15 protein-coding genes are annotated in these 14,390 nt (G+C 40.2%); 4 read left to right on the top strand and 11 right to left on the bottom strand.

Annotation, left to right across the window (positions count from 1 at the left end; genetic code table 11):
• Positions 1-6: 6 nt before the first annotated feature.
• Positions 7-522 (bottom strand): 3-hydroxyacyl-[acyl-carrier-protein] dehydratase FabA, encoded by a 516-nt coding sequence (gene fabA, locus BIW53_RS04310; protein ID WP_070990585.1) that lies wholly within the window; start codon positions 520-522, stop codon positions 7-9.
• A gap of 195 nt (positions 523-717) precedes the next feature.
• Between fabA and BIW53_RS04305 the strand changes: the two genes are divergently transcribed.
• From BIW53_RS04305 to BIW53_RS04295, 3 genes are read left to right on the top strand one after another with little or no spacing between them, the layout of a single operon-like run.
• Positions 718-1,575 (top strand): 6-carboxytetrahydropterin synthase, encoded by an 858-nt coding sequence (locus BIW53_RS04305; RefSeq protein ID WP_070990584.1) that lies wholly within the window; start codon positions 718-720, stop codon positions 1,573-1,575.
• Positions 1,568-2,392 (top strand): M23 family metallopeptidase, encoded by an 825-nt coding sequence (locus BIW53_RS04300; protein WP_070990583.1) that lies wholly within the window; start codon positions 1,568-1,570, stop codon positions 2,390-2,392. The genes BIW53_RS04305 and BIW53_RS04300 overlap by 8 nt, the downstream gene beginning before the upstream one ends.
• Positions 2,389-2,823 carry an acyl-CoA thioesterase gene (locus BIW53_RS04295; RefSeq protein WP_070990582.1) on the top strand — a complete coding sequence of 145 codons (435 nt, stop codon included), beginning with the start codon at positions 2,389-2,391 and terminating at the stop codon, positions 2,821-2,823. The genes BIW53_RS04300 and BIW53_RS04295 overlap by 4 nt, the downstream gene beginning before the upstream one ends.
• 506 nt (positions 2,824-3,329) lie before the next feature.
• Here the strand turns inward: BIW53_RS04295 and BIW53_RS04290 are convergent.
• From BIW53_RS04290 to BIW53_RS04255, 8 genes are all read right to left on the bottom strand, one after another.
• Positions 3,330-4,652, bottom strand: a complete 1,323-nt coding sequence (locus tag BIW53_RS04290; RefSeq protein ID WP_070990581.1) for a Na+/H+ antiporter family protein — start codon at positions 4,650-4,652, stop codon at positions 3,330-3,332.
• A 2-nt stretch (positions 4,653-4,654) separates the two neighbouring features.
• Positions 4,655-6,592 (bottom strand): transglutaminase TgpA family protein, encoded by a 1,938-nt coding sequence (locus tag BIW53_RS04285; protein WP_070990580.1) that lies wholly within the window; start codon positions 6,590-6,592, stop codon positions 4,655-4,657.
• Positions 6,582-7,580 carry a DUF58 domain-containing protein gene (locus BIW53_RS04280; RefSeq protein WP_139158778.1) on the bottom strand — a complete coding sequence of 333 codons (999 nt, stop codon included), beginning with the start codon at positions 7,578-7,580 and terminating at the stop codon, positions 6,582-6,584. Before BIW53_RS04280 ends, BIW53_RS04285 begins: the two co-directional genes overlap by 11 nt.
• Positions 7,520-8,425 carry an AAA family ATPase gene (locus BIW53_RS04275; protein WP_070990578.1) on the bottom strand — a complete coding sequence of 302 codons (906 nt, stop codon included), beginning with the start codon at positions 8,423-8,425 and terminating at the stop codon, positions 7,520-7,522. Before BIW53_RS04275 ends, BIW53_RS04280 begins: the two co-directional genes overlap by 61 nt.
• A complete protein-coding gene (locus tag BIW53_RS04270; RefSeq protein ID WP_070990577.1) occupies positions 8,422-8,805 on the bottom strand; it encodes a response regulator in 384 nt (127 codons plus the stop codon). Before BIW53_RS04270 ends, BIW53_RS04275 begins: the two co-directional genes overlap by 4 nt.
• Positions 8,806-9,249: 444 nt before the next feature.
• A complete protein-coding gene (locus tag BIW53_RS04265; protein WP_070990576.1) occupies positions 9,250-9,654 on the bottom strand; it encodes a hypothetical protein in 405 nt (134 codons plus the stop codon).
• Between the two features lie 44 nt (positions 9,655-9,698).
• Positions 9,699-10,952 carry a serine hydrolase domain-containing protein gene (locus tag BIW53_RS04260; protein ID WP_084228067.1) on the bottom strand — a complete coding sequence of 418 codons (1,254 nt, stop codon included), beginning with the start codon at positions 10,950-10,952 and terminating at the stop codon, positions 9,699-9,701.
• Positions 10,953-11,027: 75 nt separating this feature from the next.
• The gene (locus BIW53_RS04255; protein WP_175442090.1) at positions 11,028-11,948 is read right to left on the bottom strand and encodes a helix-turn-helix domain-containing protein; all 921 of its coding nucleotides are present in this window, start codon (positions 11,946-11,948) and stop codon (positions 11,028-11,030) included.
• A 399-nt stretch (positions 11,949-12,347) separates the two neighbouring features.
• On the opposite strand from BIW53_RS04255, the gene BIW53_RS04250 reads away from it, so the two are divergent.
• Complete coding sequence (locus BIW53_RS04250; RefSeq protein WP_070990573.1) at positions 12,348-13,298, top strand: phospholipase A2 family protein; 951 nt, start codon at positions 12,348-12,350, stop codon at positions 13,296-13,298.
• A gap of 80 nt (positions 13,299-13,378) precedes the next feature.
• On the opposite strand, the gene BIW53_RS04245 is transcribed toward BIW53_RS04250, so the two are convergent.
• Both BIW53_RS04245 and BIW53_RS04240 read right to left on the bottom strand, forming a co-directional pair.
• Positions 13,379-13,687, bottom strand: a complete 309-nt coding sequence (locus BIW53_RS04245) for a hypothetical protein (protein ID WP_139158777.1) — start codon at positions 13,685-13,687, stop codon at positions 13,379-13,381.
• A gap of 283 nt (positions 13,688-13,970) precedes the next feature.
• The gene (locus BIW53_RS04240; RefSeq protein WP_070990571.1) at positions 13,971-14,378 is read right to left on the bottom strand and encodes a type 2 periplasmic-binding domain-containing protein; all 408 of its coding nucleotides are present in this window, start codon (positions 14,376-14,378) and stop codon (positions 13,971-13,973) included.
• Positions 14,379-14,390 lie beyond the last annotated feature (12 nt).

Here is a 14,390-nt window from a genome sequence, read left to right as displayed (position 1 = left end):
TCACTATTAAAATGCACTGGTATCTTGGAAAAGACCAACTTTTAAGTCTTTTGCTTCGTATATCACGCGGCCGTCTACTTCAACAGTGCCATCAGCCATACCCATAAATAATTTACGCTTGATAACACGTTTCATGTCGATGCGATATGTTACTTTTTTCGCGGTAGGCAGGATCTGACCGGTAAATTTTACTTCACCCACACCTAGTGCACGACCAAGGCCAGGGCCGCCCGACCATCCTAAGAAAAAGCCAACAAGTTGCCACATAGCATCAAGACCTAAGCAGCCTGGCATTACCGGATCACCTTTAAAGTGACAATCAAAGAACCAAAGCTCAGGATTGATATCAAGCTCAGCAATAATGTGACCTTTTCCAAACTCACCGCCATCATCATTGATTTCAACGATTCGGTCCATCATTAACATGTTGTCACTTGGCAAGCGGCAGTTACCTTCGCCAAACATTTCACCGCGACCACATAGGATTAATTCTTCTTTTGTATAGCTATTTTTTGGTTCCATAGTTCACAATCTTTGCTGAAAATTTCCGGGTTACTTTAGCGTACAGATGTACGCTAAACAACTCTGAACAGTTAAATTTGTGTCTTATGTAAGAATAATTCTCATTAAAATGCAATTCTCTTACGGTTTGACGCGATATTTGTCTTAAAAAACTTTATAATAACGACCATAGTTTGATTAGATTATCGGAAGTTTATGATCCTTTTTGTAGATTCACTGACAGTGATTGATTTTTCTTACCTTTGTAATCAGCGTGGCGCAGTGGGTGAAAGCTGGATAGTTGATTTGACCTTGCACGGTCAACTAAATAATGAATCTATGGTTTTAGATTTCGCGCTGGTTAAAAAGCAAATCAAGCGCATTATCGATGACACCATAGATCATAAGCTTGCTATTGCAAAAGGGTTGAACGGAACCGTAGATATCAAAGACGGTCGTGTTGAATTAGACTGTCAGTTTGGCGATGGCTATCATTTAGCGATGAGCGCACCCGAACAATCAGTGTGCTTGCTTGACGGTGACAAGGTAGATGAGCATTCTGTTGTTGAATTTCTCAAATCTGTGATCATGCCAAAAATGCCTGAAAACGTAAAAGATATAGGTATAGAGTTGCGAGCGGAGAAAGCAGAGAGCTTTTACTACCATTACAGCCACGGTTTGAAAAAGCACGATGGTAACTGTCAACGTATCATTCACGGCCACCGTTCACAGATAGGTGTATTCGTAGATGGCATGAAACATCCTCGTTTGCAAAAGCTATGGGCAAGTAAATGGCAAGATATCTACCTAGGAACAGAGGAAGATATAATACAGCCACAGCAGCTTCGCCATGTAAAGGCGCTAGATGGAGATGTCTGCTTTGCCTATGACGCAACTCAAGGCTATTTTGAATTAGCTATCAGTCGCAAGCGCTGTGACATTCTTCCTTGTGATACCACCGTTGAATGTATCGCTGAATATTTGGCGCACCAAATAAAACTTGAGTCTGCGGAAAAAGAAATTATGGTTAAAGCCTACGAAGGAGTGGGTAAAGGAGCGATTGCATATGCTTAAAAAAGGGATAGTGCTCGCATTGTCGATTTTAACAGCGCTCAATGTCAACGCACTTGAACTAAAAGGCAACCTGACCCAAGGCGGGATGGTGATTGGTAAAATTGCCAATGTTAAACAGGTAAGCTTCAATGATAAACAGCTAAAACTTACCAATGACGGAGAGTTTGTATTTGGTTTTGGCCGCGATGCGCAAACTACTCATACATTAAGCTGGGTTGATAATGATAACAAACAACACAGCAAGGAACTGGTGATCACGGAACGCGAGTTCAAAATTGACCGTATTACAGGAGTTGAGAAAAAGTATGTGTCTCCTCCTGATTCTGTACTAAAACGTATTCGCCAAGAGGCCAAAGCTGTTAGAGAAGCGCGCGCTACAGAATCTCGATTAGAGTATTTTAAAGAGCCTGTATTTAGGCCTGCCCCGGGTAGAATATCAGGTGTTTATGGCAGTCAAAGGTTCTTTAATGGTAAGCCTCGTAACCCACATTATGGACTTGATATAGCAAATAAAACTGGCACACCAGTATTGGCTCCACTACCGGGCGTAGTTACCTTTGCTGATGCTGATCTGTATTACAGCGGTGGAACAGTGATTGTCGACCATGGCTACGGAGTCAGCTCTACATACATTCATTTGAGTAAACTTCATGTCAAAGTGGGCGACCAATTAGAAACCGGCGATCACTTTGCAGATATTGGAGCAACGGGCAGGGTAACCGGCCCACATTTGGACTGGCGTTTTAATTGGTATAATGAACGTCTAGATCCACAGTTATTAATGCAAGACACATTGGCGAGCAAAAGTAGTAAATGACACAGACAGATAAAGACGCAATTATTGCAAAACGCATAGAAGACTCAGTAACTTCGGTAACAAAGACCGTCTTCCCTGGTAGAACAAACCATCATAACACCTTGTTTGGTGGAGATGCGTTAGCTTGGATGGATGAGGTTGCTTTCATCGCGGCGACTCGGTTTTGTCGAAAGCCCTTGGTAACTATTTCATCAGACCGAGTAGACTTCAAAGAAGCAATTCCTGCAGGCACATTTGCAGAGCTAGTGTCTCGAGTCGTACATGTTGGTAACACCAGTTTGAAAGTTGAAGTAGAGATTTATCTAGAGCGAATGCATAAAGATGACAAGCACTTGGCCATATCAGGTAGTTTTACTTTTGTAGCGGTTGATGATAACCACAGACCAACGCCTGTAGTTTGTGAGAAAATGTTATCAGGATTTAAAGAATAACCTGTCCAGTATACAAATAAAAGCAAGGGCGGCCACCGCCCTCTTTATGAATTACCACAAGAACACATCATACAGGTGCTTGGTTCTATATTACTTAGCAATAAACATAAATTTTAAAACTCGTTTTCTACAAAAACGTTATTGTAAGGCGGTAGAAAGGAAGAGGTTTCAACTATATGGTTATTTTATGTTATTGTTCTAGCTTACTCGATATATAAAGTCGTTGTTTATCAGTTACAAACTTGTATTGGCTGATCTACTAAAAATAAAATCTGAAAGTCATTTTATATCTCAGCGTATAGATAAAAAACAATGGTGACGAAACCAACCGTTACAGCCTCATAGCGATAGGGGAAAAAAAAGATTACGTTGATGTCGTCATCAACACATATGCTAAAAGTTAATTGAGTGTAGGGTAATATAGATCTTCAAATTCCTAATTTTTGTCCAGTTAAACAAAAAAGGCTTATCACTTCGATAAGCCTTTTAAAGTAAAACTCAAATAATTACAGCACCATTGCAGCTATCCAGCCAAATATAAGCAACGGGATGTTGAAGTGTATAAATGTGGGCACAACAGAATCCCAAATATGGTCATGTTGACCATCGGCGTTTAACCCAGATGTTGGTCCTAAGGTCGAGTCGGAAGCAGGGGAGCCTGCATCGCCCAGCGCGCCAGCAGTACCAACAAGCGCTGCGGTTGCCATCACTGAAAAGCCTACTTCCATACATAAAGGCACAAATAGCGTAGCGATAATGGGAACCGTGGAGAATGAACTGCCAATCCCCATGGTAATTAGCAAACCAACTAGTAAAATCATTGCAGCAGCTAACGGTTTGTTGTCACCAATAAACTGTGAACAAGCCTCGACTAAACTCGCCACATCACCGGTAGCTTTCATTACAGATGCAAAGCCTTGCGCCGAAATCATGATAAAGCCAATCATGGCCATCATAGCAACACCGCGACTGAAAACATCTGAGCTTTGTTCCCACTTGACGATGCCGAAAACGCTAAACATCATGACACCCACTAAGCCACCCAAGATCATCGAACCACTAATGTTTTGAGCTAGTAATGAACTGATAACCGCTATAGCGCCGATTATCATCACCTTTTTGGGGTTTTCAATTTCTTTCGCGGCGGCAACTTCGCTTGCTTCGTTGTGTTTGTATTCTCGACCTTTACGATAGCTCACAAAAACGGCGATGACTAAGCCTACCAGCATTCCTATTGCAGGGATTATCATTGCCATAGGAACTTGAGTATTGACCATATCTAAGCCATTATCCGTTAGGTTTTTATGCAAGATTGAGTAAAGGTAAATACCACCAAAACCGTAGGGAAGTACCATATATGACGTTGCCAGACCAAATGTCAAAATACAAGCAATAGCTCGTCTATCTAAAGAAAGCTTGTTTAGAATTGTCAGTAACGGTGGGATTAGAATGGGTATAAATGCGATATGCACAGGGATGAGGTTTTGCGAGGCAACTGCACATAGCAGGATAATACTCATAATGGTAAAGCTCAGCACTCTAGTATGGGCTTCGTCAGAGTTATCGACCAAACTCAATAGTTTCTGAGCCAAAATATGCGTCAATCCAGATTTTGAAATTGCTACTGCAAACCCGCCCAACATAGCATAACTGAGCGCAATTTCCGCGCCCCCAGATAGGCCACTGTTAAAGGCATTCATTGTGTCGTTAAGTCCAAGTCCTGCACTTAATCCGGCTACCATCGCACTAACCGTCATTGCCACTATGACATTGACGCGCAGCAGCGCCAAACTGAGCATTAATAAAACGCCTATAATTACTGCATTCATATCTATCTCTTTGCTTTTGTTTTTATTGAATTTATCAAATTTTTGGCGTGTTTGTTCTGGTTTTTGCCAAAAGATTTGCCTTGATATCTATTTGCCGCAAAATCTGCATAAAATTGCTGCAACATCTCACGGTGATCTGTAAATTGCTGAATTAGCTCATCCACAGCGCGTTTGGGTGGAGCTGCTGATAAGTTCTTCTTCGACAGTCCAATTAATTGCCGGTAGCGTTTTATTGCGAGCGCTTCTTTTACTTGCTGAGCCCGTTTTACGTAAAAGAACAAAAGTGTTAATACTACAGATATGATTAAAATCACCAACGCGCCAACCCATTGCTTGCCTTTAGCACCAAATAAAGCCTGTAAAAGAGACGCCTGCTTTTGTTGGTCAAAGTTCAAAACCCATCGTGTCCATTGATAGTCTAGCTGCTCCAATTGTAATCTAAGCCAATTAACAGCCTTAAAATCGGACCATGCAACGAGGCTTAAGCCCAGGTTTTGTTGAAACTCGCCAGCTAATGTTTGGTGCTCAGACAGTGACCCCAACAGACGATCAGGAGAAACCCAAGCGGTTGGGTCTAAGACTTTCCATCCTTCATTGGGCACATAATATTCAACCCATGCGTGCGCGTCGTATTGGTATACACTGAAGTATCCAAGTTGATTATTATACTCAGCGCCTAAATACCCAGAAACTAAACGCGCAGGAATCCCTGCGCTTCTGAGTAAAATAGCAACGCTGGAAGCATAGTGTCCGCAAAAGCCATTTTTATACTCAAATAAGAACTGGTCAACTTTGTGTTCTGAATTAGTGACATCTGGGGTAAGTGTGTAACTAAACGCCTGTGTGACAAAATACAGCTGCATTAAGTCGATAAACTGTTTGGTCGTCGTTGAACTAAGATCCCATTGTTTAGCCAATGCCTGAGTTTTTGGATTTAACTGCTCTGGCAAGGTGGTATAAAAGCGATATTGCCAATTCGGCATATGAACCTGTTGGCGCGCATTAGCAGGTTGCACCTGATATTCGAAAGTAGAGGTAATCTTATCGGTTCTAAAAAGTGTACCAAAGTAATTATTATTGACCGCTTTTGTTGGGCTAATCGCATGTTCAAGGGCATAAAGCCATGGCAGATTACTCGCTTGGGCAATAATTTTATAAGGTGGCTGATTTGAATTGGCAGTCAAATTGCTAGAGACGTTTTGCAAATTTGACATGCGCCACTGGTTACCATCAAACTTGTCATGAATAATTGCACGCCAATAAAGCGGTGTATTAATTTGTGGTTGCGAACCGTCGCTGAAAATTGCTCTAAATGCCAATTCATCTGATTTTGCCAGTTTTACGATGTTAAACGGGTCAACATCTTCTGTGAGACCAGTTTTCGCAAGTGTAGGGCCGGGCATTTGCCAAAACGCAGGGAGCTTTGGCATAAATATTAATAACAGTATGCTCAGTGCCATGCTAAGTAAAACTGTTGAGAGCGTGAATTTACCTGAATATGCCAACGAAGCTCTATGCTGTAGTTGCAACATAGCCACTAAGTTTATTCCCAGCAGCATCATAACCATAAGTGCAACATATAAACTTTGCGAGAACAAAAATACGCTAGGTATGGTGAAAAAATTCAAAACATGGATCTGCTGCCATTGTCTATTTGTTGTCGCTTGTAGTACTTTCAATTGGCAAGCAAGTAGCATTAAGGCTACGAACAGCTCTACGGTGTTTGTAATGTTTATGGAGATCACCGTTATTGCAATACCTAATATTGCAATTATATTTAGCAGTGAATTTTTCACTCCGGTATTTTTCTTATACACCATTACACCATGCCAAATTGCAAGCAATAGCATCAGGATATTAAATGGTGTACCAAAAGGTGTGACCGGTAAAAAGGTAATCAATAAGTAGCTTAACGTGATGGTCAGGTGATTAGTAATCACTGAGCGCCTCCAAGCAGGTTACTTTATGCTGCTCTCCTTGAGCCGCCTTTATCAAGCGAGGACCTAATTTTAATGCATAACAAAGGTTATTTTGATGGGCTTGGAGCACGAGATAACATAACTTTTCAAGGCGTTCTTCAACATTCCCTTCAAGGGTATCAAAATCAAAACCTAACGTGCGTGCTCCCGTTTCTCCTTCATAGTCTTTTACCAAAAGTTGCTGTGTTTTGGCGAAGTGTCGCCAAGAAATACGATGCATATTCGTGCCTGACTGATAAGGCACTAGCTGCTTAAACTCATCGCTTAAATGTGATGAGGAGTGTACTAATTGAGCCTCTCTATTATGACTTTCAAATTCCTGTCTATTACTTTTATCCACAACAGGATCAGGGTACGCGTATATACATTTGTTACAGTACAGGTAACTCCATACGGAGACTAAACCAAAAGGAAAGTGGCTTATAAATTTAAAGCGACCTAAAGAATGTTTACCTCTAGGGAACTCAAATTCTATACTGAACAACTCGGAAGCTTCCACGACAGGTAAGGTAATTTGTTGCTTTATATGATTATGTTCAATTGATAGTTGTTGTAGCCTTGCTTTGGTATTTAGTTCAAAAGTTGCCGTAGGTGGGGTAGAGCGATGTGCAGATTGTATGGAAACCAACCTAATTTGAGCTCCACTCATATTCAAATAACCATAAATAATAGATACGACCAATAATATGATCATCAAATAGGCAACACCAAGCAGCAGATTATTTTGATAATTAATACCAAGTACAAAATTCAAGGCACTGACAGAAACAAAACCCAAACCGGTTGTTGATGGAATAACGTAGATTGTATTGTGTTTGAGCGTGATCCGATCGCCTTCATGCTTTTTACGGATCACACGAGAAAGAAAATGGCTTATATATCCTTCGCTCAAAGCGGGATCACCACTTCGTTTAAAATGTCCGATATTGCTTGCTCTTGCAAATGACACGGAATATTGAGCCTATGTGCGGCAATACTACCAAATACGGCTTGGACATCGTCTTGTGTTGCAAAATCTCTTTCATCCATCAGTGCCCATGTTCTGGCAGCACGGCCCAATGCAATGCTTGCACGCGGTGAAAGTGGGTCAGTAAATAATCCAGAGTGTCGCGTGTATTTTACCAATGCAAGAATATAATCAAGTACACTCTCAGCCAATGTGACATTTTTTGCCTGTGTTTGAAGACTAAATAATTCTTCAATATCAATTACTTTACTTACTTCTAATCGTTGATTTTGCTTGCTTCCTAAAATCAACTTTCGCTCAGCATCTTCGCTTGGATAGCCTAAGCTAATACGCATAAAGAAGCGGTCTAGTTGAGACTCGGGTAGGGGGTGAGTACCTGACTGATGTATTGGGTTTTGTGTAGCAATCACAAAAAACGGCTCTGGCAGTGGATGGCTGACACCATCTACTGTCACTTGCCGCTCTTCCATAGCCTCTAACAAGGCACTTTGAGTTTTTGGACTGGCACGGTTTATTTCATCCCCAAGTAGTACTTGGCTAAAAACAGGCCCAGCATGAAACGTAAACTTGTGTTCAGTGCTATTAAAAATGGCTGAACCAATCACGTCAGCGGGCAGTAAATCACTGGTGAACTGAACACGCTGGTAACTAAGACCTAGCACATCAGCTAGGCCGTGAGACAAGGTAGTTTTACCCATACCTGGTAAGTCTTCGATCAATAAGTGACCGCGACAAAGTAAACAACATACTGCCAATTTAATTTGCTGTTCTTTTCCAAAAATAATATGCGAAAGTTGATGTGTAATTTTTTTTATCGGATGACTCATGCAATCATTTCTATGCGCTTTAGTACCGTATCAACTTTTTTAGCATTGAAGGGCTTTGCGATAAAACCTTTAGCGCCAAGTTCCCAAGTGTTTTGAACGTTTTCGAGGCTGTTGTGGCCAGAGCACATAATGACATGTGTATTTGGGTAATGGTCATTTATAAACTCTAGTATTTGGGTGCCATCTGTGTCGGGCAATTCGATATCCAAGAAGATAACATTGGGCGGGTTGTCGATTAGCAAGGCTTTAGCAGACTCAAAATTTTCAGACTCAAAAATTTCTTCGAAACCTAACTCAATCAGTATATTGCTGAGATAATCTCGGATCTCTTTGGAGTCGTCGATAATCAATATCGGCTCCAGCGGTTTTACAAATTCCATATAACGATACTTCATATTGTTTGTCTGAAAACATACTAAGTCATCAGCACAGCAAGCTCAATAACTTTGGGCCTATAATCACAAGAATACGTAGAAAAACCCAAAATGTCCGATACCGTCTAGTATTGGACATTTTAAAACATAGAGTGGATTGGAACAAAGCATGGGGAATAATTAAAGATCTAACTACCCATAATTTATATTATGTTAAATTACATAAATGAGCTTGGTATCCTATCAGATGTGCTTGTTTATTTACGATATTTTGCATTTATTAAACTTACCTTCGTTTATAAAATAACGAAAGTATCAGCTTGTGCAAATTGCATTATCATTACTAGGTGCTCGATAGCCACCAGTGCACTTTTAGTTAATGCTATCGAATTTCTTTTACTATTTCATAGCCGTACTTTTGTGTAGCTGCTTTTTAGATAAACAGATGTATTAATCAAAGCTAGAGCTATCGGCGCTATTTGAGCTTGAATGACTTGCATCTCCATCACATTCAGCCGAGACGCTCGAGCTACTGTCTGATACGTGATCCGCTACAAAAGATTCAAACCCGTTATAGCATGAAGCGTCAGGGCTCTTATACGGTGTGCGTTTTAAAGCAGCGCGGGTATTATCGAGCGTACCAATTCTAGTTCTATCAATTAGCGCATGATGCAAGTCCATTTCGCTAACAAGCTCATCTGAAGCGTCAAATACGTCCCCTACAATTTCATACCAAGCCATCCACTTGTTGTTGCCTTTGTGATAAACCTGTACTTGGTCATTGTGAATACGACGAAAGGCAAACTCTGATAACTTATACTGTTTGTTGGGCTTCTTTTTAAAAAACTTGAACATATGGCTACCACCTTTGAGTCCTTTACTTAAGTGTAAAGAAAACGCTATCTTTGCTCAATCTCTCTAATAAATACCCTCGCTAATTCATGTGCGACTTTACCAAAATCCCAAAAAACTTTCGTTCTGACGTTTGCGTTAACGGCAATTGAGAGTTTGTACTTTGGTACAACCATTAAAAAACTTTGCGCACCAGCAGATACACCGCCATGGTGCATATACTCAGTGGGCGTAAACCCTGCACCTAAATCTAGGCTATGAATACGCCAACCTAAACCATACTTTTGCGCGTTAATCTCGCCATTGTTTAAAGCTTGTGGTGTCCAAAATATTTTCCTAACTGTAGGTTGTATAAAATCATCTTTCATAAAACCCTGCCCTAATTTTGCTAAATCTTTTGAGGTTGAAACCCACCCTCCTCCGGCTAAGCGATGGCTTAGGTCTACATCATACCAAGGCTTTAACTCATTAGGTTCACTTGAGTTTTGCCAATAAAATGTGGCTAAGTTGATATTATGTGTTCTAGGTGTGGGCGCATAAGTGTCATCCATCGCCAGCGGCTTTAACACCATATCGGATATAATTGTCTGATAGGTTTTATGTGTTTTCTTTTGCATCGCAGCGCTTAGTAGCACAAACCCAAGGCTTGAATAACTAAACTTTTCACCAGGGGAAAATAAGGTCTCGCTCTGATCAAATAGCGTGATTGCATTAAGTGGATCTGGGTAATAATTTTTCCCACTGACCGTTGCTAACATTCCCATAAATTCGGTGTTTTCTTTATAATGAGGAATACCCGCCATATGAGATATCAATTGTCGCGCCGTGATATCAGCCCAGTAACAGTTAGGTAGAGGTTTTAAATACTCCTCGAGCTTTTCGTCCAAATCAAATTCGTTATTCGCAACTAGTCGCGCAAGCCCAGTTGCAGTAAGCGCTTTTGACGTACTGCCGATGCGTAATTGAGAGTCTTCGGTCATCACACTGCGCTTGGTGATATCCGCCCAGCCCACACTGCCAGTCCAAACTAATTTTTCATCAATCGCCACAGCTGCTGTGTAACCTGGCGCAAATATTTCGGCTTGTTGTTTTCTAAGTGCAGTTATAGAGCGTTGCGCTGCTTGTTTGTATTTTTCTTCATGGACGATGCTTGTACTGGGTTGTTCGCTTGGCCAAGAAACATAATCAAAGCCAAATAATGGTAACTTGCCTTTGTAAGCAAGTCCTTGATAAATCGGCGTCAACAAATAGCCCGCCGCCAAACATGCTGTAATTACTACTAATAAAATTTTCTGCATCATAACTTCCTAATAAAAACAAAACGTTATTAGGTATGTTTTTTAGTAAAAAAGCTTATCGATTTAGAAAAATACTGATCATTTTTGAAATTGATCACGATATTGTGTGGGTGTCTGCCCTTTTAGTGTTTTAAAGGCTCGGTTAAATGGAGCGATTGAGCCATACCCAGCTTCTAAAGCGAGTGTTAAAACTGGAATCTTGTTTTTTGTAGGGTCTTTGAGTTGTTCACATACCCAAGGAATTCGGTAGCTATTTAAGTAGTGCGAGAAATTGTTAAATCCCAACTCCTGATTGATCAACTGTCTAAGTTGGTGCGGTGGTATCGTTAGTTCCTCAGCGAGCTTGCCAATGGTTAGCTCTGAGTTCAGAAATATTCCTTGCTGCATTAAATGATTCAGTTCTGCTAATTTTGGGTTTTCCTCACACAGAAGCCGCTTGCTTGTACGTGCATCCGATAAGTTTGACCTGTCATCAATTACTAATGTTCGCACGGTTATGAGTAATGTTATAAAGAAAATTAGCATGGCGTTAATCAAGCTAAACTGCCAAGTGTTCCTCATCGCTGATGACATTAATTCAAAGGTAACCAAACCTATCATATACATTGAGCACAGTATGATGATTAACAGACGTATATTGCGTCTTTGATTATTAAGATCGTCAAAAAACTCACGTACAGCCAAATAGCAAGATATCAACAACACTGCAATGGCAACTCCATGATTTATTTGATGAAGTGGTTCATCTCCGGCGAGAACTAAAAAATTGTAAGCTAATAATAAAAACCACAGTAAAGCAGGATACATCAACCATTTAGAAACACTAATAAGTGTAAAGCGATCGTTTAGCTGTACTAATGTCACCCAAAAAATGACGTATGGTGTGATATCAGTTAGAAATAGCAAAACGTTTCTTATACCACCATAATGGCTATTTTCAATTGGTGCGCTAAGCAGTATATAGCCAATAAAGCAGCAGTTCAGGGCTAAATATGACACATTTTCCCTCGTGTGCTTTTTATTGCTTAACCAGATAAGCAACGAAATGAGCAGACCAACAGTGGTGAACCTAAGGAAAAGGTCAATGATTTGCAAATTTGTTAGCACGATGGTCATATAGTCTCGAAGTATAAGTTAATGAATTTTAGAGAAACTTTGGATCATATTCTATCAAATAGAATACACATTGATATCACTTTATAGGCTAGATACCCAAATCTAATCACGTGATTGAGTACATTTGGCAGAATATATAGACTAAAACATCAAAAACCACACTGGTTAAAACAATCTAAAAGAAACATTTAAAACCCATTCTGTTAACTTTTGTTATTGACAAGGGGTAGAATATACTTATTATTAAGTACCCAATATAAATACACGTCAAGGATGTGAATAATGAAAAAAACGATAATCTCATCATGTATTACGTTCGCTTTGGGCGTAGGCTTTACAAGTTCTGCTTTTGCAAAAGTATGTAATACCAAAACTGTTGTCACTGACAAGTGCACCATTTTCAAAAATGATCCATCACTGAACAGAAAAATAAATAAGTTCATAGGTGATATGCACAGCAGCTGTAATAAACATGATAGAGCTTACAATACTCTTGGCTCCGATAGAGGTGCGGCAGATAGACGTCTCAAAAGAGATTTACGAAAAGACTGTCTAGATAACCCGTTGACAATGGGGGCCTGTTTGCCTGTTGTAGAACTAGCTATGGCATTTGTGCGCAGTAGTGGTAAAGAACTATATTTAGCCAGACAAAATGAAATGCTACAGCATGTCAAAGGTGTTAATAGCAAAATGGCTGCTGACCAGTGCGTTGCAACACCTGAGCACCAAGGATACATTGACGAAGGGCTGTTAAACCACATTGCAAGTAAGTTCAAATCAATTGTTAGTCGCCCTCCTACTGCTTATGAAGAATACGAAATGTTAAGTCGATATATTCCAAGCGAAGGGCACCAAGGAAGCTCGTTCAATAATGCAATTACATCATATGCATATAATCGTCGTGGCATCAATGCGCCTGTTATTACCTCAATCAGTCGATATGAGAGCGTTTTTCCCGAGGTAGATTACACGTGGACCCCGCATATATTAAACAATAGTTATCTTCAATACGATTGGTCGTCAACCCACACATGGGGAGATCAATCAAACAAAAAACTGACCATCAACTTCGGCAATCAGTTTGATAAGAGAGCACACGTTAGCGGCTTTTTGAAAGTTAGACGCTCAATTGATGAAAGAGATGTATTCTTTTTCAGCCATAGGTTTACCGCACGAGGTTCTTGTGCACCGAGTCCTGATCAGTTTTGCACAATCTTACAGCCTGGGCCTTAATGTAAAGCACGCTGGCTAACATAGTTATAATAATTAACGAGATAAAAGCCACTAAGTGGCTTTTATCTCTTCGGTACAGTTCAACCTGCGCGAAAGAACGAGTCTATTGCTTGCTTGAAGCTTCTCTCAGATTCTTGTGTTAAAGCACAGTAATTCCAAGCGTTGTCTCCTAGTCGGAATCTAACTTCGGCCTTGTATACTGTGTCTTTGTGTGCGTTTAGAAATCTCCAGTCTGCTTTTTTTGTCATTGCGCATGACTCTTTGGCGTAAAGGTTGATACCTTTGGGCTGAACCAGACTAAAAATATATACATCACCATAAATAGATGTGAGCTTTACTTCTTGATGCTGTGTTTTGAATAAAACCTTTGACAGCAAAAAAGCACTCATAGAAACGCCTACGAGCATAGCCAAATACGGCCATTTATGTTGATCAAACATTAAACCTATTCTCTTTCACTTCTAAAATGTAAACTTTAATGATGATTAAATTCTAAATAAATAGGTATAAAGGGTTATTTTTATGCTTGAGAGGATTGCCAAAGAATATTCAAGTTTCAGGTGTCACGTAATCACTTTAGTTACGATGTCGTTTTATCTGAGTAAAATTATGATTCCCACAAAACAAAAACTCGCCCAATTGAGCGAGTTTTTTATGAGGCTAAATTAGTTTCTAAAACTCTTTTATTACTTTAACATCGCCTGTTACGGAACCGGATGAGATAAACCCGATTGTGTCTGGGTTGGTTGATACACTTTGTATCACTTCAGCGTCATTCGCTGCCTCTTTTGGAGGAGTGCCTTTTCCTGTAAAGATTAGTTTTGACCAATAAGCTTTTAGTTGTGCTGAAGATTTGTTCAATACTTTGGTGTTGAACTCTTCTGTAACTGGGTTACCCGCATCTTGGCCAATTGGGATAGCCTTGCTGCCATTACTAAAGGACTTTTCTTTACCGGTAAAGATACGATTTATCACCGAATCGTCAAATGAACTCGAGTTACTTGGGTGAACAATCACAGCCACACCTGCATACGACTGAGCGCAAAGCAGCATAAATGCTATATAAATTAAATTTTTCATCACTTAAGCTCC

The sequence above is a fragment of the Pseudoalteromonas byunsanensis genome (genome assembly GCF_001854475.1).
Lineage (GTDB): Bacteria > Pseudomonadota > Gammaproteobacteria > Enterobacterales > Alteromonadaceae > Pseudoalteromonas > Pseudoalteromonas byunsanensis.
The sequence above is the reverse complement of the archived record's forward strand: the minus strand, read 5'-3'. Positions and strand labels throughout refer to the sequence as shown.